27 protein-coding genes are annotated in these 24,872 nt (G+C 44.5%); 16 read left to right on the forward strand and 11 right to left on the reverse strand.

Translation table 11 applies throughout. The annotated features are described in order from the left end of the window. The first annotated feature begins 212 nt into the window (after positions 1–212). Positions 213–1,271: a hypothetical protein gene (locus DOE51_RS05020; RefSeq protein ID WP_142695474.1), complete on the forward strand. Its 1,059-nt coding sequence runs from the start codon at positions 213–215 to the stop codon at positions 1,269–1,271. A 58-nt stretch (positions 1,272–1,329) separates the two neighbouring features. Here DOE51_RS05020 and DOE51_RS05025 read toward each other — a convergent pair whose 3' ends face one another. Next, entirely contained in the window at positions 1,330–2,637 is a 1,308-nt protein-coding gene (locus DOE51_RS05025; protein WP_142695475.1) for a prenyltransferase/squalene oxidase repeat-containing protein, read from the reverse strand. Positions 2,638–2,874: 237 nt separating this feature from the next. Here DOE51_RS05025 and DOE51_RS05030 point away from each other — a divergent pair, with 237 nt between their 5' ends. The 6 genes from DOE51_RS05030 to DOE51_RS05055 all read left to right on the forward strand — a co-directional run bounded on the left by DOE51_RS05030 (position 2,875) and on the right by DOE51_RS05055 (position 7,909). Continuing rightward, entirely contained in the window at positions 2,875–4,677 is a 1,803-nt protein-coding gene (locus DOE51_RS05030; RefSeq protein ID WP_210415567.1) for a 30S ribosomal protein S1, read from the forward strand. A 160-nt stretch (positions 4,678–4,837) separates the two neighbouring features. Next, positions 4,838–5,821: a signal peptide peptidase SppA gene (gene sppA, locus DOE51_RS05035; RefSeq protein WP_142695476.1), complete on the forward strand. Its 984-nt coding sequence runs from the start codon at positions 4,838–4,840 to the stop codon at positions 5,819–5,821. A gap of 2 nt (positions 5,822–5,823) precedes the next feature. Continuing rightward, positions 5,824–6,240, forward strand: a complete 417-nt coding sequence (locus tag DOE51_RS05040; protein ID WP_142695477.1) for a hypothetical protein — start codon at positions 5,824–5,826, stop codon at positions 6,238–6,240. Between the two features lie 2 nt (positions 6,241–6,242). Beyond that, on the forward strand, positions 6,243–6,866 hold the full coding sequence (locus DOE51_RS05045; protein WP_142695478.1) for an HIT domain-containing protein: 624 nt from the start codon (positions 6,243–6,245) through the stop codon (positions 6,864–6,866). Beyond that, positions 6,863–7,612, forward strand: a complete 750-nt coding sequence (locus DOE51_RS05050; RefSeq protein ID WP_142695479.1) for a rhomboid family intramembrane serine protease — start codon at positions 6,863–6,865, stop codon at positions 7,610–7,612. Before DOE51_RS05045 ends, DOE51_RS05050 begins: the two co-directional genes overlap by 4 nt. An 87-nt stretch (positions 7,613–7,699) precedes the next feature. After that, positions 7,700–7,909, forward strand: coding sequence for a hypothetical protein (locus DOE51_RS05055; RefSeq protein WP_246845381.1), 210 nt, complete (start codon positions 7,700–7,702; stop codon positions 7,907–7,909). Between the two features lie 92 nt (positions 7,910–8,001). On the opposite strand, the gene DOE51_RS05060 is transcribed toward DOE51_RS05055, so the two are convergent. Next, on the reverse strand, positions 8,002–8,265 hold the full coding sequence (locus tag DOE51_RS05060; protein WP_142695480.1) for a hypothetical protein: 264 nt from the start codon (positions 8,263–8,265) through the stop codon (positions 8,002–8,004). A gap of 221 nt (positions 8,266–8,486) precedes the next feature. Here DOE51_RS05060 and DOE51_RS05065 point away from each other — a divergent pair, with 221 nt between their 5' ends. Beyond that, positions 8,487–9,953, forward strand: a complete 1,467-nt coding sequence (locus tag DOE51_RS05065; RefSeq protein ID WP_142695481.1) for an FAD-binding oxidoreductase — start codon at positions 8,487–8,489, stop codon at positions 9,951–9,953. Between the two features lies 1 nt (position 9,954). Next, positions 9,955–10,581, forward strand: coding sequence for a carbohydrate-binding family 9-like protein (locus DOE51_RS05070; RefSeq protein ID WP_142695482.1), 627 nt, complete (start codon positions 9,955–9,957; stop codon positions 10,579–10,581). 12 nt (positions 10,582–10,593) lie between these two features. On the opposite strand, the gene DOE51_RS05075 is transcribed toward DOE51_RS05070, so the two are convergent. Then, positions 10,594–11,544, reverse strand: coding sequence for an SMP-30/gluconolactonase/LRE family protein (locus tag DOE51_RS05075; protein WP_142695483.1), 951 nt, complete (start codon positions 11,542–11,544; stop codon positions 10,594–10,596). Between the two features lie 6 nt (positions 11,545–11,550). Further along, positions 11,551–12,567, reverse strand: a complete 1,017-nt coding sequence (locus DOE51_RS05080; protein ID WP_142695484.1) for a murein L,D-transpeptidase family protein — start codon at positions 12,565–12,567, stop codon at positions 11,551–11,553. 179 nt (positions 12,568–12,746) lie between these two features. Here DOE51_RS05080 and fliL point away from each other — a divergent pair, with 179 nt between their 5' ends. The 3 genes from fliL to DOE51_RS05095 all read left to right on the forward strand — a co-directional run bounded on the left by fliL (position 12,747) and on the right by DOE51_RS05095 (position 16,270). Beyond that, entirely contained in the window at positions 12,747–13,256 is a 510-nt protein-coding gene (fliL, locus tag DOE51_RS05085; protein WP_142695485.1) for a flagellar basal body-associated protein FliL, read from the forward strand. Between the two features lie 122 nt (positions 13,257–13,378). After that, on the forward strand, positions 13,379–14,854 hold the full coding sequence (locus DOE51_RS05090) for a pitrilysin family protein (protein WP_142695486.1): 1,476 nt from the start codon (positions 13,379–13,381) through the stop codon (positions 14,852–14,854). A 3-nt stretch (positions 14,855–14,857) separates the two neighbouring features. Further along, complete coding sequence (locus DOE51_RS05095; protein WP_142695487.1) at positions 14,858–16,270, forward strand: pitrilysin family protein; 1,413 nt, start codon at positions 14,858–14,860, stop codon at positions 16,268–16,270. 137 nt (positions 16,271–16,407) lie between these two features. Here DOE51_RS05095 and DOE51_RS05100 read toward each other — a convergent pair whose 3' ends face one another. Further along, complete coding sequence (locus DOE51_RS05100; protein WP_142695488.1) at positions 16,408–17,124, reverse strand: hypothetical protein; 717 nt, start codon at positions 17,122–17,124, stop codon at positions 16,408–16,410. Positions 17,125–17,199: 75 nt separating this feature from the next. On the opposite strand from DOE51_RS05100, the gene DOE51_RS05105 reads away from it, so the two are divergent. The 4 genes from DOE51_RS05105 to DOE51_RS05120 all read left to right on the forward strand — a co-directional run bounded on the left by DOE51_RS05105 (position 17,200) and on the right by DOE51_RS05120 (position 21,472). Further along, on the forward strand, positions 17,200–18,099 hold the full coding sequence (locus DOE51_RS05105; protein WP_142695489.1) for a LysR family transcriptional regulator: 900 nt from the start codon (positions 17,200–17,202) through the stop codon (positions 18,097–18,099). A 148-nt stretch (positions 18,100–18,247) separates the two neighbouring features. Then, positions 18,248–20,131, forward strand: a complete 1,884-nt coding sequence (locus DOE51_RS05110) for a methyl-accepting chemotaxis protein (protein WP_142695490.1) — start codon at positions 18,248–18,250, stop codon at positions 20,129–20,131. Between the two features lie 94 nt (positions 20,132–20,225). Continuing rightward, on the forward strand, positions 20,226–20,717 hold the full coding sequence (locus DOE51_RS05115) for a hypothetical protein (RefSeq protein ID WP_142695491.1): 492 nt from the start codon (positions 20,226–20,228) through the stop codon (positions 20,715–20,717). Positions 20,718–20,860: 143 nt separating this feature from the next. Beyond that, complete coding sequence (locus tag DOE51_RS05120; protein ID WP_142695492.1) at positions 20,861–21,472, forward strand: hypothetical protein; 612 nt, start codon at positions 20,861–20,863, stop codon at positions 21,470–21,472. Positions 21,473–21,529: 57 nt separating this feature from the next. Here the strand turns inward: DOE51_RS05120 and DOE51_RS05125 are convergent, their stop codons facing one another. The 6 genes from DOE51_RS05125 to nrdR all read right to left on the reverse strand — a co-directional run bounded on the left by DOE51_RS05125 (position 21,530) and on the right by nrdR (position 24,772). Beyond that, positions 21,530–21,838: a KH domain-containing protein gene (locus DOE51_RS05125; RefSeq protein WP_168196391.1), complete on the reverse strand. Its 309-nt coding sequence runs from the start codon at positions 21,836–21,838 to the stop codon at positions 21,530–21,532. An 85-nt stretch (positions 21,839–21,923) separates the two neighbouring features. Continuing rightward, the gene (locus DOE51_RS05130; protein ID WP_142695494.1) at positions 21,924–22,772 is read right to left on the reverse strand and encodes a pyruvate, water dikinase regulatory protein; all 849 of its coding nucleotides are present in this window, start codon (positions 22,770–22,772) and stop codon (positions 21,924–21,926) included. After that, entirely contained in the window at positions 22,772–23,329 is a 558-nt protein-coding gene (locus DOE51_RS05135; protein WP_142695495.1) for a GTP cyclohydrolase, read from the reverse strand. The genes DOE51_RS05130 and DOE51_RS05135 overlap by 1 nt, the downstream gene beginning before the upstream one ends. Before the next feature lie 57 nt (positions 23,330–23,386). After that, entirely contained in the window at positions 23,387–23,833 is a 447-nt protein-coding gene (locus DOE51_RS05140; RefSeq protein ID WP_246845383.1) for a hypothetical protein, read from the reverse strand. A gap of 8 nt (positions 23,834–23,841) precedes the next feature. Then, positions 23,842–24,249, reverse strand: a complete 408-nt coding sequence (nusB, locus tag DOE51_RS05145; RefSeq protein ID WP_142695497.1) for a transcription antitermination factor NusB — start codon at positions 24,247–24,249, stop codon at positions 23,842–23,844. Further along, positions 24,188–24,772 (reverse strand): transcriptional regulator NrdR, encoded by a 585-nt coding sequence (nrdR, locus tag DOE51_RS05150; RefSeq protein ID WP_142695498.1) that lies wholly within the window; start codon positions 24,770–24,772, stop codon positions 24,188–24,190. Before nrdR ends, nusB begins: the two co-directional genes overlap by 62 nt. Positions 24,773–24,872: the final 100 nt, after the last annotated feature.

Raw genomic sequence — 24,872 nt, forward strand, 5'->3', positions numbered from 1 at the left:
GGCGAAGCCGGAGTGTAGACCAGCGAAGGCCATCCCCGTGATGGCTTTTTTATTTTTTGCTAGAGAGTTTTTACTCGGCGATTTTGCTCAAACTCTCTAGCATTCAGCTCGAGTGAATTAGAGTCGTTGCACTAGCGTTTTTCAGTTACAAATTTAGAAATCTCAAAATTAATTCTTGGGTTTATTTCGATTCATGAGTTAAACAAGCGCGCATGAAAACACTCGTACAATTCTTGGTTCTTAGTTCGTTCTTCTTTGCCTCTGTGCTGTCCTTTGCGGCAAACAAACCTCAAAACTTGCAATTGCGTTTGGGCGACGGTCGCGTTGTTTATTTCGAATACGCAAAAGCCACAAAGAAAGATGCGCCGACATTCTTGTTGATGCCAGGTGTGAACCGCAGTCTTCTTTTGAATGAATCAGGCCCGAAAGAGCTGATCGCAAGAGGTTACGGTGTCGCAGCGATGAACTTCAGCGTTCAGCCCTTCTCGGTGGATGCGTTGGAAAAAAATGAAACTCCGTTTTTCATGACGAATTCTAAAATCTCTTTGGCTGATTTAGCGGCAGAGGTGCAAGAGCTTGCGACGGATTTAAAAGAACAATTTCAAGTGAGTGATGTGATTCCGGTATCGCTTTCATACAGCGGTGCGGTTTCTCCGTTCTTGAAGAACTTCCCAGTGATCGTTGAAGCAGTACCCTTGACTTCGGGCCCCGCGCAAAATCCACAATTGGAACAATACCGTCAAAGTTTGAAAATGGGGGAGTTCTGGAATCCTATTTTCGGCCCAGGTATCACTCGCAATTTGTTGGACCAAGCTTATCGCAGCAAATGGTCTGAACAAGTGGATGCAATTTCAAATCAGTTTGCTTTCGATTCGTCTCGCAAAGATCAAATGATCGAAGGTTACACAGTTTTGAGTCGCGCGACAGAAGGTTATGAGTGGGATTTGACGACATTGCCGTCAAAAACTCGTCGTGTGTTTATGTTCGCAGCGAATGAATCTAAAAGCTTGTTGCAACATCAAGTAAATACGTTCCTTGCGCTGTATGCGAAAGATAAAAACGTATTGTTGTTCGTCGTGAAAAATTCTGGTCACGTGATTCCTTCTGACCAACCAGAATCCTATGCAGGCATTTTGGATCTTGTCGCTCAAGGTAAAACTGACAAATTAGGTGGCGTGATCGAAGTAGATCCAGATCAACATGCTACGAAAACGTATCAAAATTCTGACGCCAAAACTTATTTGCAAGGCTTAGTCGATTCGAAAGAATAGTCGGCAAATTAAAATTGGGTTGTGTGTGAAAGGCTCTGGTAATCAGAGCCTTTTTTATTTAGCGATTCAAAAATCTATCTGCTAACAACAAAGCCTTGGCGCTTAACGCTGTCGTGTACGCTGTTGATCGCCACACCACAGGATAGCGTGCGACGAAGGTGGCGGCGTAAAACACTTGGCCCGGCCAATACGTCAAACCGGCCGAGTCTTTTTCTTTTTGTGACAGCAAAAACTTGACGCCTCTTTGGATGCGCGCGCGATGCAAATCGTTTTTTGGATCACCTAACATAATCAAGGCATTCAATGCCCACGCTGTGGAATGAATGTAATCAGGACGCGCAAGAAAACTATTTCTCCACGAGCCGTCAGGATTTTGCATCGCAATCACATAGTTCAACAATCTTTGACGGGACGGTTCCAAACAACTGACACCTTCACGCAAGTTTGTCGCAACTGAATAGGGAAGCGCATACCTGCTGGGATAATACATTCCGCAAAAATAAAACTGTTTGCGGGCCACGACACGATTGATGTGTTCACAGCTGGCTTTGAATCCGGGGCCTTGATCTTTGCGTGCGAATGACAGCAGCTTCAAAACATTGGCGTTCACGACACAATCGACATCATTCTTGTTAAAGGGAATGCGTGTGCCACGGTCGGGACGTGCAAAATAGTTGTGAGGCATGTTGGGATTTTTTTCGTCCCACAACCACGTCATAAACGCGCCGGTTTCAATTTGTCTTTGCAGACGATTATAGATGTGTGGCGTGCGATCTAAATCGCGTATTGCCGATAAGGCATTGATGACTTGCTCGGGCACTTCGGCAGTCACATCAGTCGGCTGCCTGCCAATCACCATGCTGCGATAGTAATGCAAAGTCGTATTCGCAACGGATGTTGTATCAGCATCCGGAGGAATGTTTGCGAAGCCCTGCCACTGGGGTGCTAAATACATGAAGCGTGGCTGACGGATTTTTACTCCGTTAAAATATTCAGAAGGGTAGAAATTAAAAAGACTGCCCCAATAATATTTCTGAAAACCTTGGACTGTGCGGGTGACCATCGGCGGGATGGAAGTGAAGGTCGCATCGATAAAATAAATTTCTGAAAGAACATTGGCGATCGAGCCCGCAACGAATGCCGTGGGTTCGTCGTAAGGTACGTTGAATTTGCCAACACCGATCGCGCTGGGCACGTAGGATGTGACCTTGGCTCGCCATTGCCCGCGATCATAACCCTCATCGCCAGTGGTCTGATAGCGTTCGATAAACTTCAATGCGGACGCCACTTCCGTGCGAAATTGGGGTCCTGCGAAACAAGACAGCCCCCAAAGCCCCACCCCGAGGCCGATCCATGCCGCTTTCATAATCCCTCCTAGAAAACGTCAGATCAAATATGTTCGAGCTGAAGGCCTCTGTCAGGGGGAAGATAGGGGACGTGCAAAGGTACATAAAAGGCCCTATGTGAAATACCTAACGGCCCGCGCAAATCCTTTGACTTTCGCCCCCTTAGCTCGCTAAACCATTGGTTCGCCTGAAGTGCGAAGAAAGGTACGGGTAAGACCCATTGAGGTTTTACTACGTGGAGGTTTTTAAAAAACGATATGACAAAACAATTGAACAAGGCTGAACTTGAAAAACAGAAAGTACTTGCTTTCTTGGATGCAGAAGACTCAAAAGTAGCTGCAAATCCTGGCATCTATGGTGCTTCAAAATCTGATAAAGGCGAATTCGATTCTCTATTCGAAGCGTCTATGAAAGAGCAAGATTTCAAAGTCGGCGACGTTGTTACTGGTACTGTAGTAGAAGTTCAATCTGACTACGTTCTAGTAGACATCAACTACAAATCTGAAGGCTTGATCGCTATCAATGAATTCCGCATCGTAGACGGCGTTCGTGATGTTAAAGCTGGAGATAAAGTAGAAGTTCTTATCGACCGTATCGAAAATGAAAACGGTATGATCGTTCTTTCTAAAGATAAAGCAGACATGCTTCGTGCATGGACTGATATCTCTAAAGCAGCAGAGAACGAAGAAGTTATCGAAGGTACTGTTGTTGCTAAAGTTAAAGGCGGCTTGAGCGTTGATATCGGCGTTAAAGCATTCTTGCCAGGATCACAAATTGATCTTCGTCCGGTTCGTAACATGGACGTTTACTTGGGCAAAAAATTCAAATTCAAAGTTATCAAATTCAACAAGAAACGTGGCAACATCGTTCTTTCTCGCCGCGCACTTCTTGAAGAAGAACGCGACAGTTTGCGTTCACAAACTCTTGACACTATGGCTGAAGGTTCAGTTGTTACTGGTGTTGTTAAAAACATCACTGACTACGGTGCATTCATCGATCTTGGTGGCATGGACGGTTTGTTGCACATCACTGACATGTCATGGGGCCGTGTAAAACACCCTTCTGAAATGTTGAACGTTGGTGACGAAATCCAAGTTAAAGTTCTTAAGTATGACAAAGAAAAAGAACGCGTATCTTTGGGCATGAAACAGTTGCACAACGATCCTTGGGAAACTGTTAAAGCTTCTTACCCAGCAGGCACTAAGCTTAAAGGTAAAGTTGTTTCATTGGCAGAATACGGTGCATTCATTGAACTTGGCGAAGGCATTGAAGGCCTAATCCACGTTTCTGAAATGTCTTGGACTAAACGTGTGAAACACCCTTCTCAAATCGTAAACGTTGGTGACGAAGTTGAAGTTGTTGTACTTGAAGTAGACACTGAAAACCGTCGCATCAGCTTGGGTATGAAACAGCTTCAACAAAATCCTTGGATTGAGTTGAAAGAATCATACGCTCCAGGAACTATCATTGAAGGCGAAGTGAAATCAGTAACTGATTTCGGTATCTTCATCGGTATCGAAGAAGGCATCGACGGCCTTGTTCACATCTCTGACTTCTCTTGGACTAAACGTGTAAATCATCCAAATGAACTTTACACTAAAGGCCAAAAAGTACGTGCGGTTGTTCTAGGTGTTGATATCGAGAACGAAAGATTCTCATTGGGTATCAAACAACTTGAATCTGACCCATGGTCAAACATTGAAAACAAATACGCTATCGGTACACAACACGATGTTAAAGTAACTAAAACAGCTGATTTTGGTGCTTTCGTTGAGCTTGAGTCTGATATCGAAGGTTTGATCCACATTTCTGAACTTACAACTGACAAAATCGGTTCAGTTGAAGAGTTCATTAAACCGGGTCAATCAATCAAAGCTGAAGTTATCTCTATCGACAAAGACGCTCGTAAGATCGGTTTGTCTGCAAAACTAGTGAAACTTCGTGAAGCTAAAGCTGACGTTGACGATTACGTTAAAAAAGCGACTGCAACTTCTAAGTCTACTTTCGGTGACTTGTTTGCAGATCAATTGAAAAACGTAAAAACAGACACAAAAGCTTAGTCTGTGAGAGCAAGGAGTAAGCTGCGGCGCGGCTTACTTCCTGAACGCTCCATGCGATTGACTGTGAAGTCTTAAAAGGGGACCCTAATCGGGTTCCCTTTTTTTATTTGGGCTTCATGGTGGAAGTTCCAAAGGGGACATTCACGGAGGTCTTCTCGCAATGAAGAGCGGCAATTTCTTTAAAAAGCTTCTTATCATCTTCTTAGTCTTTGTAGGTATCGGTGCCTTGTTGAAAATGGGCGGCGACTTCTTCGGCGAATCTGAAAAACGCGTCTCTGCGAAAAACACGGTTCTGCAATTGGACATGAACGGTGTGATCTTGAACGGTAAGAAGTTCATCAAAAATCTAAAAAAATATAAAGACGACAACCGCGTGAAAGCGATCGTCATCAACATCAACTCTCCGGGCGGATCTGTCGGTCCTTCGCAAGAAATCTATCATGAAATCAAACGCGTTCGTGATGAATTGAAAAAGCCAATCGTGTGTGTGACGACAGGTGTGATGGCATCAGGTGCTTATTACTCTGCAGTTGCTTGTGACAAAATCGTGGTGGCTCCAGGTGCGCTTGTGGGTTCGATCGGTGTGATCATGGAATTCGCGAATCTTGAAAAACTTTATGATTGGGCGAAGGTTTCTCGTTACTCGATCACTTCTGGAAAATTCAAAGACTCGGGTGCTGAATACCGCGGTATGCGTGACGACGAAAAAGCTTTGTTCCAAAACATGATCAACGAAGTTTACGGTCAGTTCAAAGGCACTGTGATGAAAGAACGTAAACTGAAAGAAGAAACAATGAACGAGTACGCGGATGGTCGCGTGTTCACTGGAACTTCTGCGGTGAAATTAGGTTTCGCCGATCAAGAAGGTTTCTTGGATGACGCTGTGAAATTGGCAGCCGATCTTGCGAAACTTGGCGACAACTACGAAGTATTCGAAATTCCTAAAAAGAAAATGAGCATCTTTGATTTCGGCGGTCGCGATTCAGAAGACGATTTGAATTCAATGGCTGAATACGCAGATCTTTTGAAAGGCAAATTGCCAGGTGCCGCTGCTGGTATCAATGCTGAAGGCGCAGTGAAATACTTGCTTCGCACTCAGTACTTGAATCAACCGATGTTCATTATGCCTGGTTACTGGGAGTAGTGATGATGAAAGCGTTGCTTTCTTTATTAGTCTTATTCGGAGTTGCTTCAGCTTCCACGGCAACGGCCGCATCCGTGGATCCGCGCGATCCTCTTCCATGGGTGGATGTGACGTGGAAGGGTTTTTACTATTTAACTTCAGACTTGGTCATCAATGATAAAATCACTTTCAAACAAGGCGAGAAATTCAACTTTGTCGAAGTGATGGGTGGCGGCGGTTACGTGCCCGTGACGTTCTTTGATTTGCAAGTTGTGAACTGCCCAGATCCTAAAGCGAAAGAAGAACTTTTCTTGATCAATCCATACGGACACAAGGGCGAAGAAATCGGTGTTGAACTTCGTGAAAACTGCCGCATTGTCTTTTTCGTAGAAAACAATCTTGTCGGCGGTCGCAGTATCTTCACTGACAGCACGGAGTAGTCATGGCTACAAAAAAACCTGCAAAGAAGGCGAAGCCGAAAAAGGCTTCCTCTTCGAAATCAAAAAAATCCTCTGCAAAAAAATCAGCGCTAACTCATCCGGAAGCTCTTCTTAAAATTGGTCAACAAGTGTGGCCGATGGAAAGAGACGTCTTGATCCGTCCTGATCGCATGAAGTACGTGCGCAAGCTGATCAAACCTGAAGGTTGCGTGTTCTGTAACGCTGCTAAAGAAGTGTCGGTTGATACGTTGTGTGCGTATCAAACGAAGCATTCGATGGTGGTGCTAAATAAGTTTCCATATAACAGCGGACATCTTTTGGTTTTACCAAAGCGCCATTGCGGTGACGTTCTACATCTTAAAGATGAAGAGTATGCGGATTTGCAAAACACTGTGCGCCTGGTGATGAAAGCCTTGATGGAAATCTATGAACCTGGTGGCATTAATGTCGGATTGAATCATGGAGCAGTGGCTGGTGCTGGTATTCCAGAACATCTGCACTATCACGTGATCCCGCGTTGGGCAGGGGACCTAAATTTCTTCCCTCTGATCGCTGAGACAAAGGTCTTGGTTGAAAGTCTGGAGCAGACCTACGACAGAGTTTTGGGGTATTTTAAAAAGATATGAATAGAAGCGTCGCTTTCCAAACAGCACCTTTCACTAAAGCGGTGAAATGGCTGATCATCATCAACGTTGCCGTGTGGTTTATCTTCCAAGTTTTGATGGAAGGTTTCATGCACGTGCCGTTCACATCTTTGTTTGCTCTTTACCCAGGAAAAGTAATTTTCGATTTCCAAATCTGGCAAATCTTCACTTACATGTTCCTGCATTCGATGTCGGTGACACACATCCTTTTCAATATGTTGATGTTGTGGTTCTTCGGTGCCGAGCTTGAGCAGCGCTGGGGTACGAAGTTCTTCCTGATTTATTATTTCTCGTGCGGCATTGGTGCAGCGATTTTGTATTGTATCGGTGTGTGGGCATGGGCATTGGGCACGGGCTCGCAAACGGGTTTGATTGTGCCGGTGATCGGTGCTTCGGGTGCGGTGTTTGGTTTGCTGCTTGCTCAAGGTATTATCTTTGGTGAGCGCATCGTTTACTTCTTTATGCTGTTCCCGATGAAGACAAAATACTTCGTGGCCTTGATGGGCTTGGTCCAATTGGCTTCGATGATGACTTCTGGGGTCAGCGGCGGCGAAGTGGCTTATTTAGCCCACGTTGGCGGTTTGGTCGCCGGTTTCGTGACTTTGCAGGTTAAAGCCTGGTTTACCCGCCAAGATTTCAAGAAAAAGGCTAAAAACAAGGGCCGTAACCTCCGCCTGGTGGTCGATAACGAGAAAAAGAGCGACAAACCTCCGAAATATTGGAATTAAGCAGGTTTAAGGACGACAGAGGGACTGGACAGCAGTCCCTTTTTTTTGTTATAAACGAGTCCTTACCCCGGGAATCCAGGGGTTGGCTTGAATCGAAAGGAACCTACGATGTCTTTGGCTGATGCAAACAAAAACCTGAAATGGGACGTAAGATTGACTGAAAGAAACCTTAACGTAGGTGACTTGAAAAAGGATGACTTGCAAAAGCACCTTGAACAACTTCCAGATCTTGCAAGCAACGTAGAGACTTTTACTATCGACGGTAAAAACTCTTCTTCTGCTGACGAATCTCACTAAGATCTGAATTTTAAATTAAGTTTAGAATTGAAAAGCCCACGAAGAGTGGGCTTTTTTATTTCCGGCATCAGCCGACAGTGCCTGCGAGGCGATTAATGAAGTCTGTTTTGATTCTGTGAAGAGACGTCTTGGCAGCGTGGAAGTTCGAAAGTTTTATTTAAGACTTTCACTTTGCACTGCGGAGCCAAGGCTTTCAGATTCAAAGACAAACTTTGTAGGCTGCGAGTAGGTGGCGCGTCGGAAGTCATCATTTTCGAAAAAGGAATGATGTTTGAAGTGGCGCCTGAAATCACAACAACAAGTGCCGTGGTTGATAAGCCCAACAGGATGCGGTTGTAGATTTCTTTAAAAGACATAGCTCAACCTCCTTTCTATAAACATATGCCCAATATATTTGCTGTCAAGGGACAGAGGTCGCAGTTTCATTACGATTTCAAAAATAACTAGTTGCGGGACCATAGCAACCTGTCAAACGACTTAGCAGCTGGTGTCGCTTTTTCGCTTCTGGCCCTGAGTTCATTTTTAAAAGCCTTACAACTTAAAAGAGCCGTCGCATTTCTTGCTTCTTTAGTCCGGCATGAAAAGACGTGAATTTCTAAAATTTGGTGGAGCTATCGTTACGCAAACTTTCTTGGCATCGAGCCTTTTGGAATCGGTGTTCGTGGAAACTGCCCATGGGGAAAGTGTCTCAATTCGAGACTTAAAAAATGCCCTGGCTCCGGATCAAGCAACGATCTTAGTCCCAACGGATTCAGCGTTTGCGGGCTATCAGAAGGCGTTTAATCTTCGCACTTTAAAAACACCCATGATCCGCGTGTTGTGTAAAACTCCGCAGGCCGTAGCGATCGCTGTGCAGTGGGCACGCACGAATAAAGTACCACTGGCGATGCGTAGTGGTGGGCATTCATTCGAAGGCCTTTCGCAAGGCACGGGTCTTGTGATTGACACACGTTTGATGAATCAATTCCAAATCTCTGCAGATAAAAATACTTTTGTTTCCGGTGCGGGTGCCTTGCTAGGCAACGTCTATACAGAGTTAGCGAAAGACGGTCGCGCGGTTCCTGCGGGCTCATGTCCAACAGTGGGAATCACAGGTCACACGATGGGTGGCGGTTATGGACTGCTGGCTCGTCCTTTGGGATTAGCGTGTGATAGTTTGTTAGCAGTTGAAATGGTCAATGCTGACGGAAAAATTCTGACGGTAAGTGAAAACGAAAATGCCGATTTATTCTGGGCTTTGCGTGGCGGCGGTGCTGGTCAGTTGGGCTTGGTCACAAAACTTCAATTTAAAACTCATCAAGTTTCACATGTCTATACTTACGGCATGAGTTGGAAAACGACTGCGAAAGTTGCGGCAGAGTTGATGAAGGCATGGCAACAGTGGGCTCCGGAATCTCCACGTGAAATCACGTCGTTGATGAAAATTAGCAAAGGCAAAGACGGAGTGATTGGCGTTCGTGCGATTGGCCAAACAGTTGGAACTGAAAATATTCTGCGCAGTGAACTGGCGCGCTTGTCGTCGATTGCTCAGCCGGATTCTTTGAATATTAAAGATCTTGATTTCATGGGTTCAGTTCGTCACTTCGGTGGCAGCTTCGATCCTGAATATATTTTTATGAAAGGTAAATCGGACTACATCAAAGAGGTGATGAGTGACGAAGGTATCGCAGCGATGTTACAGAAAATCCCGTCAGGCATCGACGTGATCTTCGACTCTTACGGTGGAACGATTCGCGACAAACAAGATAAAGACACGGCCTTTGCTCATCGTGAAAAAACTGTCAGCTCTTTGCAGTACTATACACAGTGGTATAAAGAATCTGATTCGAAAGCAAAGTTGGAAATGATGAAGACTTTCCACGATGCGATGAGACCTTACATGTCGGGTGCGGCATATTTTAATTACTGCGATCTTGATATTAAAGACTATGCTCGCGCGTATTGGGGCACGAACCTTGAGCGTTTGAGTGAAATTAAAACTCAACATGATCCAACGAATTTCTTTAATCATCCGCAAAGCATTCCATTGAAGAAGGGATCATAAGATGAAATTCGCGTATCTTCTTTCAGGAATTTTATTGTCAGCATCTTTGGCGCAGGCGGAAGTTTCTGCTCTAGCTTGTGACAAGGTTCAGGCGCAACAAGCATTGACCTTGGCGTATCCCGCTGAATCGCAATTGGTTCAGCCGGTCGATGTGCAATTTCAATTGGATAACGGCAATTTAATCGCACAATTTTCTGTGCGCAGTGAAAGTATCAACGCGAAACCTGTATTGGGACCTAAAGAGTATCCTTATCAAGGTGACGTCGTAGAATTGTTTATTTCTGTGGCTGGCAATGCAGAACCATTGCCTTACTTTGAATTTGAGTTAAGTCCTTACAATAATACCTTTGAAGTTCGTGTGGACTCTTTGAAAAAGGCCTTTGTCGAAGGCATTAAAACCGGTTTTCAACATGAAGTCGTAAGACATGAAGGCGGGTGGACAGCGCGCATGATTATTCCGCTGGCTGCAATCGGTTGGAATGGCGATGCTTCCATGATTCGTGGCAATGCTTACGCGATCTTGGGTAAGTCTCCGAACAGAAGTTTCTGGAGTTTGTCTTTGCCGAAACAAGCAAAACCTAACTTCCACAAACCAGAATTTTTCAAACCCTTGTTAGACTGCCGTTAAAAATAAATCAAATTACTTGGCTTGCGATTGGTGCAACAGATTCCAATCGCGACCGGCTTCATTCGTCTGGAAGGCTTCGATATTGCCGTGATCTCGGATCGTGATGAATAGGGTCTTGCCGTCTTTGCCACCGAAAGTTAGATTCGTTGGCTCTTTCCCGTGAAGCTGAATCGTAGAAAGTAGTTTTCCATCTGGCGAAATGCGATCAACTTTGCCTTCCCCAATTCGCACCGCATAGATCGCGCCACTCATATCGACTTTGATTCCATCGACGGTGTCTTTTTTAAACTGATAGACTAATTTTTTGTTCGTAAGCTTGTGATCTTTTAGATCAAACGAATATAAAGCACCACTGATGGATTCAGTAAAATATAATTTACTTTCATCGGGACTTAGCTCGATGCCATTCACGGCTTTTAGGTCTTGGCCGACGATCGAGAATTTACCATCAGTAGTAAGCAACCAGATGTTTCCTTTCTTTTTAGAACTCCAAGACGGATCGCTAAAGTAAATGTCGCCACTGCGACTTACGGTGAAATCGTTGGGCTGGTTGAAATCTTTGTTAGTGGCAACAACCACAATTGCTTTACTTTGCAAATCGATCTTCAGCAGTTGATGCTTGATGCGATCAGCAACCAGCATTTCTTTCTTCGCATTGAAGCGAATGGAATTACTGACGCCGCCGTCGGGGAGAGTTGTGAAAAGTTCTGGTTTGTTAGAGCCAGCTTTCACGACGCCGATGGTTCCCGATTTTGCGAAGTTCACAACATAAAGATTGCCGTCGGCATCAACGGCGGGACCTTCAATACCTTTGGTGAACAAACCGTTGCCAGTCAAAACCTTCGCTTCATTGATAGAAGCTGATGGACTGACCGTCGGTGCTCTTGGAGTTGAAACAGAAACGTCTGCTTGCGCAGACGTTATTAAAGCAATGAAGCCGCTTAAAAGAAGCTGAGCTGTCATGTTCGCTTATTGAGTTTGTTGTTGAGAAGCCTGACCAGCAAGAACACTTTCGCCACGGGCGATAGCTGCTGAAACTTCTTTCTCGTTGAATGGGCTCCACTCTTCACGAATGATCTTGTAAGTATCGCCAGATTTCAAAGCATAGATCGTTTTCACACCATAATCGACGTGTTGATCTGATTCATAACGCTGCAAAGTTTTAACAAGCAACTGATCGTTGTGTTGAACAATGTAAGGTTGTGAAAGGTGAACTTTGATAAATTGATATTTTGCTTTCAAATTGGCTTTGTGGTTTTTCCACGTTTTCAAGTTGAAGCCAGGAGCTTTGAAGTCTGCATCGTAATAGCTGATGTATTTTTCAATGTCTTGGTTTTCCCAAGCTTGGCGCCAGCCTTCGATGAAGGTATTCAATTCGACTCTGCGCTTTTCATGATCTTCTTTAGACACGTAATTAACGTGGTCGAAGATTAAGATAGGCGTTTCGCGAAGTTTAATATAGTCAGCCAATTTTTTGATCACGTCATTACGAACAACAACGCAACCTTTTGAACCGCGAGTCAGGGCCACGCTATCTGGGATCGCATGAAGCCAGATGCCAGAACCCGTTTTATTTAAACGACGGTCAAAAAGATTTGGATAGTTTGTTGTGAAAGCCAAGCCACCATAAAGACTGAATGGAATTTCTGGCTGAGAAAGACGTTTTTCTAAGAAATAGATACCTTCTGGAGTACGCGCATCATCACGTTTCGTTTTGTTGCCGTTCTTTTTCCCGATATCAGCTGGATATTCGACAACCTTTTCAATCTTTTCGCCGTTACGCTCAAACACTGAAAGTTTGCGTTGTTCTTTATCTACAAGAAGAACGTATTTCGAAAATGCTTCCGTCTCTGAAATTTGTAGAAGAGGAGCGGGAAGTAGCTCTGCAGCCTTCGCATCAGCTTGAGACGCTGGCGAATTCGCAGGGCCCGCAACCGCAGGTAAGCAAGATAGTAAAATTATGCATCCAGAGAGGAAAATTCTCATATGTATATTATGTCGGAAGACTCGGTAATTTTGTCAAGCCCCAGAGCTGATATGTCTATTGCTTAGACACTTTCTGAGGAATTCGTGGGTGGCATGAATTCTCTAGAAAAAATGAAGATATGAGCGTTAAGACCAAGGACTGATTCACCGATACCTTACTTAGCTAAGAGGTTCACGAGATGTCAGAAGCACAAGCACAAGCGCCAGAAAAACCGAAAAACTCAGGCATGATCTTCCAGATCGTGTTCGCCGTAGTTAACTTGGCGGTCATGGGTGTCGGTATCTACATGGTTTATGCGTCGACAATGGGTTGGGAAAGCCCGAAGATTACAGAGGAACAAGTGGAGCGTGAAATCGCCTCGACTCCTTCTGCTGCGGATGCGGGTCCCCTGATCTATACAATGGATAAGTTCACGGTTAATTTGGGTGGCGAACCGAAACGTACGATCCGTCTGGAAGTGAACCTACAAATGTTGGGTAAAGACGGCTTCGAAGAAGTCATGGAACCTGAAAATCGTGCGAAAGCGCGCGACAAGATCGTCCGCATTCTTAATGATGAGGCGTTCGGTAATCTTGAAAGCATTCAAGGCAAATTATTCCTAAAAGATAAGATCGCAATGGAAGTAAACAGCATCTTGCACAAAGGTGTAGTGAAGGACGTTTACTTCTCTGACTTTGTTGTTCAATAAGTCTAGACTATATGCTGGGTAACAGGGCTGCCGCCCATAAGTCTTAAAAATCTCCAAATGGTTGTCTTCGCTGAAGGCCGGTTCCAAACTTAGGGACGGACCTTCAACGGAAAGTAGCAGCCATGAGACGTTTTTCAACATTGCTAGTCGGCTTGAGTTTTTCGCTTTCTGCATACGCAGTCGAACCAACTCCAAATACCGCTCCTAATCAACCCTCAAAACCTGACGTCATCGGTGCCATCAAAGGATGGTCACAAGCCGGTGACATGAAGATTTCCCTTCCAGTGACACGCTTCACTTTGGAAAACGGTTTGACGGTTATTCTTTTGGAAGATCATTCCGTGCCGATGGTGAGTTATCACACGTGGTACCGCGTGGGTTCACGCGATGAATCTCCGGGTGTGACGGGTGCAGCGCACATGCTTGAACACATGATGTTTAAGGGAGCAAAAAAATACGACGGTAAATCTTTTGATCGTATTTTTCATGAAAACGGCATCACCAACAATGCTTTCACGACAAATGACTACACAGGCTTTTTCGAAAACTTGCCAAGCTCCAAGCTTGAACTTGTGATGGATATGGAAGTGGACAGAATGAGTTCACTTTCCTTGAATCCAGCAGATCTTAAGAGTGAAAAAGAAGTTGTAAAAGAAGAACGCCGCTGGCGCGTTGACAACAACCCAATGGGTTTGGTGCGCGAGCTAATGATGAGCACGGTCTTTAAATACAACCCTTATCACTGGCCAGTGATCGGTTACATGAAAGATATCGCAAATTATGACGTAGAAAAATTGCGTTTTTTCTATAGCACTTACTATGTGCCGAATAATGCGGTTCTAGTTCTGGTAGGGGACTTCAAAACTTCAACGGCGAAAAGCCTGATTGAAAAATATTATGGTGGTTTGGCGTATCGTCCTTTGCCACGCAGAAATTATCCAAAAGAACCGAAACAAGAAGTTCAAGAAAATGCGACTTTACGCAAAGACGTGCAAAACAGCTCTTTCGTAGTTGCTTTCCAAAGCCCGAAACAAGGTGAAGCGGATATGTATCCACTGGACCTTGCGGCAAATATCTTGGGTAACGGAACTTCAAGCCGTCTTTATAAACGCCTTGTGTACCAAAAACAAATCGCAACATCAGCTTATTCATTCAACTATGCCATGCGTGAAGCAGGTGTGTTTGCGGTGGGCGTAAACTTGAAGCCAGGCTTTGGTATCCAAGAATCTTTGGACATCACTTACAACGAGCTGTGGAAACTTCGTAATCAGAAAGTGACTGAAAAAGAGTTAGCGAAAGCGAAAACTCAAGTGATGAAAGACTTGGTGGATAGCTTAAAAACGATGGATGGCAAAGCGCGTGCCTTGGCGGTGAATGAAATCGTGACGGGCACTTATGAAACTCTGTTCACGGATCTTGATAAATACGAAGCAGTGACAGCTGACGATATCAAAAAAGTCGCTGATAAATACACGAATCAGACACAACGTTCAGTGATCGTTTTGCAACCGAAAAATGCTCCGACTCAAGAGGCGCAATCAGCGGCCACGCCTGAAGCAAAACAAGAAGCGAAACCAGAAAGCAAAAAGGAAGAGTAGAGTATGAAGAAGATTGTTGTAGCACTTTCCCTTCCATTTATTTTGTCAGGTGTGACAGCGTGTTCAACTTCTGGCAATAAAACTCAGAAGCTTGAAAACGGTTACGTTAGTAAAGCGAGCGGTTCATTTAAGTTGCAACCGTTCAAAGAAACGACTTTGGATAACGGTCTTAAAGTTATTTTCGTTCGCGACAACACTTTGCCGCGTGTCAGTCTGACGTTGTTGGTTAAAACCGGTACAATGCAAGAACCGGCTTCTCAAGCAGGTTTGAATGCTTTGACGGCTTATCTTTTAGAACAAGGCACTCAATCTAAAGACGCCAGCACGATTGCTGATGATTTTGGACAAATGGGTTCGAACTTGGATATCTCTCCGGGTGCGGATGTGACGACTATTTATTCAGACTCTTTGACTTCGTCGTCAGAGACTTTGTTAAACCTGGTTGCTGACGTTGCGATGAATCCGGCATTTAAAGATGGCGAAATTGCACGTATGCGTTCGCAAGTGTTGGCAGGTCTTAAAAAGAAGATCGACAATCCTTCGTCATTCACAGACGACAAAATGGACGAATTCTTGTACGGCGAGCATCCTTATGCGCGTGATACCAACGGGACTCCAGAAGCAGTCAAATCAATCACCAAACAAGACATCATTAAGCACTATTTGACGTTCTATCGTCCAAACAACGCAACGTTGGCAGTTGTTGGTCAATACGGCGATGATTTTGAAAAGAAAGTGCAAGAGATCTTTGGTAAATGGACGAAACGTACAATTCCGGCGACGACAGTAGCGGAAGCTCCTGCAATTGATAAATTGCAAGTGCGCGTGATCACGAAGAAGGGTTTGCAACAAACGCAAATTCGCCTGGCTCAAGTGGGCATTGCTCGTCCAGATGCAGATTTCTTATCTTTGCGTTTGGGCAACGAAATCTTGGGTGGCGGTTTCGCCAGTCGTTTGAATCAACACGTTCGTGACGACTTGGGGCTGACTTATTCTATTTACTCGGGCTTCGATGCACGTAAAGACAAGGGCAGCTTCGATATTTCGACGTTCACTAAGAACGAAACAGCAGGTAAAACATTCGAAGAAACATTAAAAGTCGTCGGTGATTATTTGGCAAAAGGTGCTGACGATCGCGAAATCAACGCCGGGAAAAGCCAATTGGTAGGGCAATTCCCACGCGCTATCGAAACTGCGGATCGCTTGGCTTATAACTTGTTGGTTCTTGATTTCTACGGAATCTCTTTCGATTACCTGACAGACTACAACAAGAACGTTGATAATCTTTCAACGAAGAAAGTGAATGAAGCAATTCGCAGACATATCGATCCGACGAAGTTCAAAGTGATCATCTACGGAAACGAATCGATCATTCCACAGTTCCAAAAATACAACCCCGAAGTCATTAAGATGTAGGGCCGGACGGCCGCAGTGCCGTAGCGACGGCAGTCGCGAAGGCTGGAGCAACTCCCGCGAAAGCGGGAATCCTAATAATAAAAAAAAGCCGGGTTCCCCCGGCTTTTTCATTTCTATCTATTCAACTTTTTAAGATCTTATTTCTTCTTCTTACGTTTAGCTCTTAAGAAGATAAACACCCCAAGTGCTGCAAGTAACAAAGCTCCGGCAAGAAGCAAGTTCTTGTTGCCACTCTTTTGGCCGTCTTCAGCTTGGTACATATCTGCTGGCATCGCTGAACCAATCGGGGCACCCAGCGTTTCAGAGCCTGGGCGAATTGGACCAAGGTCTGGTTTTGCTGAAAGGTTTTTCGTTGCGATAACACGCAAACTCATCACTGCTTTAAAGAAATCCTGGCTGTATTTTGTATAAAACTGTTTGTGAGCGCTGAATGTCACAAGGATCGCGATCTTATCTTTGATCGTTGCTAGGTAGCGAGTGAAGTAGTTTGGAACTTCAGAACCCATGTGCAAAGAATCAATCCAGTTTTGGTCATTGATTTGTACTGTTTTCGCTTTGTAAACGATCTTAGATTCTTGCGTGATGCCTTTTGAAGAGATCGTGATCGGTGAGTTCAAATGCGCTTCATACAGAGGGAAAGTGTCGGTAGGACCCACTTCCTTAGCAGTTAGGATAATGATCGCTTCTTTAGATTCTTTAGTTTGTTCGCTTCGGCAAACCCATTCAGTTTGTTCAAGGTTGCACTTCCAAGACTCTGGCATTTCGAAAGCGATGTAGGCATTACGAAAGACTTTTGCATGTGCTGTAAAACTGAGTAGAATAACGACCAGTGACGCGAACATTTTGTACTTCATGCAGAACCTCATAGTTGAATGTCATAAGTATAATAACAATTCCGTCGGGGATCAAAGGCCAAAGGAGAAAATCTCGTGAAGAATCTTTATCAGCTAACAACCTTTGTGACGGTCATTGCCGAAGGAAGTATGACAGCTGCCGCAGATAAACTTTATCTGACTCAACCGGCAGTCAGCCAGCAGATCCGCAATCTAGAGGAAGATCTAGGCGTCGAATTGTTAGTTCGTGGTGTACGCCAAATTAAAGCAACACCGCAAGGTGAAGTTCTTTACGAGTACGCGAAAAAGATTATTCATCTGACTCAACAAGCAGAGATCGCGATCAAGTCTATCGGCAATCAAATGAAGGGACATCTTCGCATCGGCACTTTGAACTCAATCGGTTTGCAGCTGATGAGTCCGATCGTAGGCCGTTTGATGAGACATAATCCCGATTTGATGTTGAAAGTAGAATACGACACAGGCGAAGAGTTGATCAAAGCCTTCAAAAAGTCAGCTTACGACATCATTATCCTTCCTGACGTAAAATCAGAATTCAATTCTGAGCTAGAAAACTGCGAGCAAAAATTTCTTTTAAAAGAAGAGATGTGGTTGGTCGGTTCTAGCAAGGACGAAAAAATGCCAAACCAAATCCAAGCAAAAGATTTGGGCGCATTCCCCTTGGTAAACTTCACAGAAGAATTCCCGCGCTTTAACCAATTGCTTGCGGAAAAAATCGTTGGCAGTAGTGCGCATGCGATTTTTGAATCTTCAAACGTTGGTACCTTGAAACGCGTGATCGAATCTGGATTAGGTTGGGGCTTCTTGCCAGCGCACTCAATTAAGAAACAAGTTCGTTCGGGCCGTTTGAATCGCGTGTACGTCAAAGACCTTCAGTACGAATTGGATTTGATGTTCTATTATAAGAAGAATTCTGAATCTAAGGCATTGGTCGAAGTCTTCTTCCAAACTTTATCCCAACAAGAAAAAGCCTAGGTGCCGCTTATATATGGACGTTGGTCTGCTTTACGGCAGGATAGTCGTACAAATGATAGGGTGCCTTAATATTGGACTCTAGATTTCGTGAACTTTTTCCGAGTTTTCACAGGTAAAGAAGTTTTCTGTACTTGGAAGGTGGAACGAAATGAAGAAGAACTATTCAATTCAGGTGAAACTGGCAGCGCCTATTATTCTTATCGCCTTGTTTGTTTTTGCAGCGATGAATGTGTTGGTTGCCGTTAATAGTTTGCAAACAGCGAAGAAAGAAGCCATGGAAAAATCTTTGGCAACAGCGCGCTCTTATGCGAACGAGATGAGACTTGAAGTTGAAAGAGGTTTCGATATCTCTCGTACGATGGCTCACCAGTTCCAATCTTTCAGAGCACACGGCTTTACTTCGCGTGAACCAGTCCATGAATCTCTAAAAGAAATTTTAGTACAAAATAAGTTTTTGATCGGTGCTTGGACGGGGTGGGAACCTAATGCCTGGGATGGAAAAGATGCGCAATTTGCAAACTCAAAAGGAACTGACCAAACAGGTCGTTTTGTTCCGTATTTGAATTGGGAAAACGGCAAGGCCTCTTTGACTCCGCTTCTTGGTTACGACAAGCAAGGTGATGGTGACTACTATCTTGTACCAAAATCGCGTAACAAAGAAACTTTGATCGAGCCATATCTTTATCAGATTGATGGCAAAATGGTGTTAATGACATCAGCAGTTGTACCTATCAACATCGACGATAAATTCGTAGGTGTTGCGGGTGTGGACTTGCCACTTAAAGAAATTCAAAAACAAGTAGCTTCAATCAAACCTTACGAGTCGACGGAAGCTTATCTTTTAACTTCAAAAAACAACTATGCGTCTCATCCAGATGATAAGTTGATTACGAAGCAAGCGGACTTCCCATTTGAAAGCGCAAAATTTAAGGCGGCGATCTCTGAAGGTAAAGACTTCGAAATCGTCGGTTACGATCCAACGCTGAAAGAAGAAGTGTTGTTCGTTGCGGTTCCGATGAAATTAGGTTTTAGCGGTGACACTTGGACGTTGTTGTTACGTACGCCGACAAAAGCGGTTATGGCGGGCGTACAATCGATGATCTGGACACAAATCATGATCGCGCTTGCAGGCACATTGATTTTGCTTGCGGCAGTGATGTTGATGGCAAAATATATCGCGAAATCAATTGGTAAACTTTCAAGTCGTTTGCATGAATCAAGCGAACACGTGACTTCGGCAATCTTCCAATTGTCACAAGCAGGTCAAAATCTTTCAGAGTCAGCATCATCTTCAGCGGCGTCGCTTGAAGAGACTGTTGCTTCGCTGGAAGAAATGAGTTCGATGGTAAAAATGAATTCTGAAAATGCAAAACAAGCGTCAGCGCTTTCGTCTGCGTCTTCAGAATCAGCAGTCCGTGGCGAACAAGAGATGCAGGATCTTTTGCGTGCGATGGAAGAGATTTCTCAATCGTCTAAGAAAATTGAAGAGATCATCACAGTGATTGACGATATTGCGTTCCAAACAAACTTGTTGGCACTGAATGCTTCTGTCGAGGCGGCACGTGCGGGTGAGCATGGTAAAGGTTTCGCCGTAGTTGCAGAAGCGGTTCGCACACTGGCACAAAGATCTGCGGTTGCTGCGAAAGACATCACGACATTGATCAAAGAATCAGTTGAAAAAATTGATCGTGGTACGACAAAAGCCGATCGTTCTGGCGAAGTTCTTAAATCAATTGTTCAGTCAGTTAAAAAAGTTTCTGATTTGAATCAAGAGATTTCAACTGCCAGCGAAGAACAATCAGCAGGTATCGCGCAAATTTCTAAAGCCATGAACCAATTGGATCAATCGGTGCAAACAAATGCGGCGTCTTCAGAAGAGATCGCAGGCACAGCTTCGGAAATTAACACTCAAGCGACAATCATGAAATCAGCAACAGATGAATTAAATGTGTTCGTGTATGGTGATCAAAAACAAAAATCACCTGAAGCTGAAATACTCGCTTTTGAGCGTGAGCATAAGAATGCGGCCTAGGCCGCATTTCCTACATTAGACTTCTACAAAACATAGAGCATTTAAAAAGTGTTCGTGCCAACCTGAGCTTCCAAAAATTTATTAGGAGGTTCACATGTTCGCACGCGCACTTGTCGTAGGTCTATTAGCATTGGCCCCAACTCTTGCTTTTGCTTACCCAGCAGTGGGAGATAAAGCCGAGTGGTCAGGCTTTAAACACAACTGGGATGGCACAGCGACACCAATGAAGGTGACAATGACTGTGACAGCTTGGGATGATGCTACGAAAACTTGGACTGTCACAAAAGACGTGATGGTTGATACAACGACAACAACAACAACGATGATGACAAAATGTTTGCCGACTCCAGAATCTGCAGCGATGATTCTTGCGAAGTGTGTAGAAATGGGTGGTCGTCTTGAGTCGGTCACAACTCCAACTGGCACATACAACACTTGCGCCGGCTTCATGGGCTCACCTGAAACAAAACTGATGAAAACATGGATGGCTGACGTTCCATTTGGCATGGTTAAAAAATGGATGTCAGATGCAACTGATTCTTCAACAACAACGATGGAACTTACCGCTGTAACTCTTGGTCAATAACATAAGTTACATTTTAAAAAAGCCCTGGCTGTAGACTGTCAGGGCTTTTTTCTTTTTGCATGATTGCAAAGCAAGTCCGATTTCATAGTCATCTATATGCAGTTGATCGAAGATCTTTATATAAACCAAACAAAGGATGTTCTATGAGCCATTATTCAGTGTTATTGCCTTCATTGCTAACTTTGATGATCGGTACGTCGGCGCATGCAGCAGCATCGCCAGAGGCGGGTTCGACCTCTTCAAACGAAACTTACAAACAAACCGGTCCGCAATCGATGGAAGTTGCTTCAACTGTCGAAGCAGAAGCAAAAGTTATTTCCGTCGATAAAAAGAAAAGAACAATCAAAGTTCGTGATGAAAATGGTGAAGAGCTGACAATGAATGTCGGTCCTGACATTCGTAACTTCGATCAAATAAAAAAAGGGGATTCGATCCACGTAAGCTACATCGAATCACTTGCTTGGGAGCTTAAAAAAGGCAGTGATGCACCCATCACTGTGACTGAAAGTTCAGACATTGAAAGAGCAGCCCCAGGGCAAAAACCAGGTGGCTTGGTCAGAAACAAAGTGACTGCAACCGGCGTAGTGACAGCGGTTGATAAAGATAAAAAGCATGTGACTGTGAAAGGCCCACGTCGTTCTGTGGTGTTGCAGGTTCCAAAAACGGAAGTGCTAAATAAAATCAAAGTTGGCGACAAAGTAGAAGCGACTTACACAGAAGCCTTAGCAATCTCTATTAAACCTGAAGTTAAATAATCAGGACGAGATAATAACCGAAGCTGGCGCCCGATAAAGAAGGCGTCAGCTTTACGGTTAATCAAAATCATCCCACGCTTTTAATGGCGAGTACGGAATCTCAATAATCGCGCGAACTCCGGTGCGGGCCATCTTGGCAGCTAATAACGTGCGAATACACGTGATCATTTTACCTTTTGCCCCAATCAACTGACCCAAGGCCTTCTTGTTACAAGTCACTTTATAGATCGTCGTTTGTGGGCCGATAGAGTAATTAATCGTGATATCTTCAGGATGCGGCAAGATCTCTGTCAAAACATTGTAAAGAAATTTCTTGGCGCTTTCGCGGGCATTCTCTTGTTCTGCGGCTGTTGTAGTTTTGTGCATGCACACATGATGAGGCCGAAAAAAAGGAGAAGTCATTGAACAATAACTTCTCCTGTCCTACGAATCGAACGCACATGTAACGCGATCAGAAGATCACAGAGTCTGGCAAACCAAGGCGGGCAGCGATGATGCGGACGATCTCGCTGGCAGTTTCTTCAAGTGCTCGTTCTGTCACGTTGAAGACTGGCCATCTGCGATTTACTTTGAACACGCCTTCGGCATATTCAATTTCTTTAGCGATGTGGGACATCGAAGCGTATTCGCCGCCAGGATCTTGACCAAATTTTTCAAGACGGCTTTTGCGAATACGCTGTAGCGAATCCATATCAATGATCAAGCCCACAATACGACGTTGATCGATTTTGAAAAGCTCTTCCGGCAACGGTGTATTTAACACCATGGGCACGTTTGCGACTTTCCAACCTTTGTGACTTAAGAAAATCGAAAGGGGAGTTTTACTTGTACGTGAAATACCCACCAGCACGATGTCGGCTTTATCCAGTTCGGCAAAAGTTTTTCCGTCATCGTGTTTAACTGTGTATTCAATTGCTTCAATACGTTTGAAGTAACGTTCATCGACCGCACGCAAAGCGCCGACTGTCGATTCGGAATGTTCACCAAAGAATGTATCCAATGTGCCTAACAACGGTCCCAACAAGTCGTAATAAGGAATGCCTTTGCCTGAAGCGTGTTCACGAATTTTATTTCGTAAGGTTTCGCTGGCAACCGTATATGCCAACATCCCGCGACGTTCGAAGCATTCTTCGATGACCGCTTCCGCTTGCGCTTCTGTGCGCACGTTTTTACAACGAATGATGTTGATGTCTTTATTTGAGTATTGCACAAGGGCCGCACGAATCATCGTCGCAGCCGTTTCACCGGTACTGTCTGAAAGGATATAGACGGTGTAGGTTTTGTTTTCCGCCGCAGTCATTAGTCAGCAAATCCATTGATAAGAGCGCGACGAACATTTTCTGTATGCTCTTTCAACCACAGATCCGGGAGGGAAGAAAACAACAAGAACGCAAAATCCGGAGTCACTTTGATAAGCAAGCACGTCGTTTTGTTTTCAGGATCAAGATCATGCAGGTTTAATTTCTGAAGCATTGAAAAAGAATCCGTTTTCAATACCGTCATCAGGTTGGCTGCAGGAATTTTCAAAGTTGATTTCGCAGGATTTTTTAAAAGCTCTGTAACACCTTTGCTGAAGGCGGCTTGGGCTTTCCATTCGCCGTCATGATTTTCCAACAACACACCGGAATCAAATACCATCGCAAGACGTGAAAACACTACGATCGCACGATCCACGTGATCTTCAGGCAGACCTTGTGAAATTCCACGAACTAAAGCTTCATCTTTTGATGATTCGAATTCTTGGCGAATGCGTTCATGCTCTTCAGAATTTGGATCGAAATCATTTTCTAGAAATGATTGTAAGCGCTTTTGAAAGATTGAAATTTTCGATACTAGTGCTTGCGAAAGCTTTTCCATGCGACGTCCTTGTTGCTAACTCTACTGCTAACAACATTGTGACCGGAAAAGCCGACTTTAATCAAGAACGACGGTGAATTCTTCGCTGGCAGAATGGCGCACCCAGGTTTGCTGGAAGTTGCCAGCACTTTGTCCAGGTGGCAGGAAAACGCGCAAATTGGGGTTGTTCAAACCTTTCCAGATTTCGAAAACCTCTTTACCCCAAGAGCCCATGTCGTTAGCCCACGGCAGAACCACAACCCACTTATTGGGAAGCAGTTGTTCAGAGGCAATCATCAATGGAGCTGATTGAGAAACGGGACGATAGAACTTTTCAAGCTCGGCTTCCTTCACGACCTCATTCACGAAGACCGGAGTCTGCGCTGTTTTGTGACGGGAAGCTTTGCAGATTTGGAAATTCAAATACCAATCAAGGCGGGCTGTCCATTGTGACTTTTCCAAGTGCGGAACGATCCACAGGTCAGAACCTGGATTGAACGCGCTGGCTTGGGAAAGCACACTCATGGCCATCGTTAGTGCGCCTTGCCGACTTGATCTAGAAGTCCGTTAACGAAACTTGCAGATTCAGAAGTTCCGTATTTTTTTGCGATCTCAACGGCTTCGTTGATCGCGATGTTTTCTTTGATCGGTTCAGAAGCGAATTTCATTTCGTAAACGGCAATACGCAAGATATTGCGGTCGATCGTTGCCATACGCTCTACTTTCCAGTGAGCGCTTGAGGCTTGAAGTTTAGAATCGATTTCTGATTTTTTTGCAGTCACACCTGTCACCAATGCATCGGCATAAGTGATCACTTCTGGATCAAGACTGTGTTCAAACACAGAAAGAAAAGTATGAATGCTAATTTGCGGCGCAAACTCAGTTTGAAATAGGATTTGTAACGCGAGTTCTCGGGCTTGGCGTCTTGCTGTCAGTTTCATGATTTGGCTTTTTCTCGCTTTCAACAAAGTTCATCGCTGTGAGGCTTAATTGTGGATTATTTGCATCGACAAAATCAAGTAGTTCGGTGTCTTCCAGTGTCTCCACAAATTCCTGAACGTCTTTGAAGGTACGATAAACGCTGGCGAAGCGAATATAAGCTACGTCATCCAATTGCTTAAGTTCAGCCATCACCTTTTTGCCGATCAAACGCGAAGAGATCTCACTCTCGCCACGGTTGATAACCCAGGCAGAGATTCTTTCTACCACGGCATCCAACTGAGCCAAGCTCACAGGACGCTTTTGGACAGCGGCTTGAAGTCCTTTTGCGATTTTCTCTTTCGAGTAAGGTTCGCGGCGTCCATCTTTTTTGATGATGAACGGGTAAGCAAGCATGATAGTTTCAACAGTCGAAAAACGAGCCTTGCACTCAAGGCATTCGCGACGGCGGCGGATGCTGCCATCTTTCTGCACTCTCGTATCTAATACTCTGTCGTCGGCGTGGCCACAAAAAGGGCATTTCATGATTGGATTTCCTTAGGTCTTAAGTCGGTTCCCAAAGCTAGCCGGAGATTATGGATCGGGCCCTCCAGAGTCAACGAGTCCAGGCTTAATTGCTATGCGC

It is taken from the genome of Bdellovibrio sp. NC01 (assembly GCF_006874625.1).
In the GTDB taxonomy this organism is placed as follows: Bacteria; Bdellovibrionota; Bdellovibrionia; order Bdellovibrionales; family Bdellovibrionaceae; genus Bdellovibrio.

Coding starts and splice junctions, on each gene's coding strand:
- DOE51_RS05060 (WP_142695480.1), bottom strand. CDS start 8,265: ATGTCTTTTAAAGAAATCTACAACCGCATCCTGTTGGGCTTATCAACC.
- fliL (WP_142695485.1), top strand. CDS start 12,747: ATGTCAGAAGCACAAGCACAAGCGCCAGAAAAACCGAAAAACTCAGGC.
- DOE51_RS05040 (WP_142695477.1), top strand. CDS start 5,824: ATGATGAAAGCGTTGCTTTCTTTATTAGTCTTATTCGGAGTTGCTTCA.
- DOE51_RS05135 (WP_142695495.1), bottom strand. CDS start 23,329: ATGGAAAAGCTTTCGCAAGCACTAGTATCGAAAATTTCAATCTTTCAA.
- DOE51_RS05100 (WP_142695488.1), bottom strand. CDS start 17,124: ATGAAGTACAAAATGTTCGCGTCACTGGTCGTTATTCTACTCAGTTTT.
- DOE51_RS05045 (WP_142695478.1), top strand. CDS start 6,243: ATGGCTACAAAAAAACCTGCAAAGAAGGCGAAGCCGAAAAAGGCTTCC.
- DOE51_RS05080 (WP_142695484.1), bottom strand. CDS start 12,567: ATGAGAATTTTCCTCTCTGGATGCATAATTTTACTATCTTGCTTACCT.
- DOE51_RS05130 (WP_142695494.1), bottom strand. CDS start 22,772: ATGACTGCGGCGGAAAACAAAACCTACACCGTCTATATCCTTTCAGAC.
- DOE51_RS05075 (WP_142695483.1), bottom strand. CDS start 11,544: ATGACAGCTCAGCTTCTTTTAAGCGGCTTCATTGCTTTAATAACGTCT.
- DOE51_RS05065 (WP_142695481.1), top strand. CDS start 8,487: ATGAAAAGACGTGAATTTCTAAAATTTGGTGGAGCTATCGTTACGCAA.
- DOE51_RS05110 (WP_142695490.1), top strand. CDS start 18,248: ATGAAGAAGAACTATTCAATTCAGGTGAAACTGGCAGCGCCTATTATT.
- DOE51_RS05090 (WP_142695486.1), top strand. CDS start 13,379: ATGAGACGTTTTTCAACATTGCTAGTCGGCTTGAGTTTTTCGCTTTCT.
- DOE51_RS05095 (WP_142695487.1), top strand. CDS start 14,858: ATGAAGAAGATTGTTGTAGCACTTTCCCTTCCATTTATTTTGTCAGGT.
- DOE51_RS05070 (WP_142695482.1), top strand. CDS start 9,955: ATGAAATTCGCGTATCTTCTTTCAGGAATTTTATTGTCAGCATCTTTG.
- nrdR (WP_142695498.1), bottom strand. CDS start 24,772: ATGAAATGCCCTTTTTGTGGCCACGCCGACGACAGAGTATTAGATACG.
- DOE51_RS05115 (WP_142695491.1), top strand. CDS start 20,226: ATGTTCGCACGCGCACTTGTCGTAGGTCTATTAGCATTGGCCCCAACT.
- DOE51_RS05125 (WP_168196391.1), bottom strand. CDS start 21,838: ATGCACAAAACTACAACAGCCGCAGAACAAGAGAATGCCCGCGAAAGC.
- sppA (WP_142695476.1), top strand. CDS start 4,838: ATGAAGAGCGGCAATTTCTTTAAAAAGCTTCTTATCATCTTCTTAGTC.
- DOE51_RS05120 (WP_142695492.1), top strand. CDS start 20,861: ATGAGCCATTATTCAGTGTTATTGCCTTCATTGCTAACTTTGATGATC.
- DOE51_RS05020 (WP_142695474.1), top strand. CDS start 213: ATGAAAACACTCGTACAATTCTTGGTTCTTAGTTCGTTCTTCTTTGCC.
- DOE51_RS05030 (WP_210415567.1), top strand. CDS start 2,875: ATGACAAAACAATTGAACAAGGCTGAACTTGAAAAACAGAAAGTACTT.
- DOE51_RS05050 (WP_142695479.1), top strand. CDS start 6,863: ATGAATAGAAGCGTCGCTTTCCAAACAGCACCTTTCACTAAAGCGGTG.
- DOE51_RS05025 (WP_142695475.1), bottom strand. CDS start 2,637: ATGAAAGCGGCATGGATCGGCCTCGGGGTGGGGCTTTGGGGGCTGTCT.
- DOE51_RS05140 (WP_246845383.1), bottom strand. CDS start 23,833: ATGAGTGTGCTTTCCCAAGCCAGCGCGTTCAATCCAGGTTCTGACCTG.
- nusB (WP_142695497.1), bottom strand. CDS start 24,249: ATGAAACTGACAGCAAGACGCCAAGCCCGAGAACTCGCGTTACAAATC.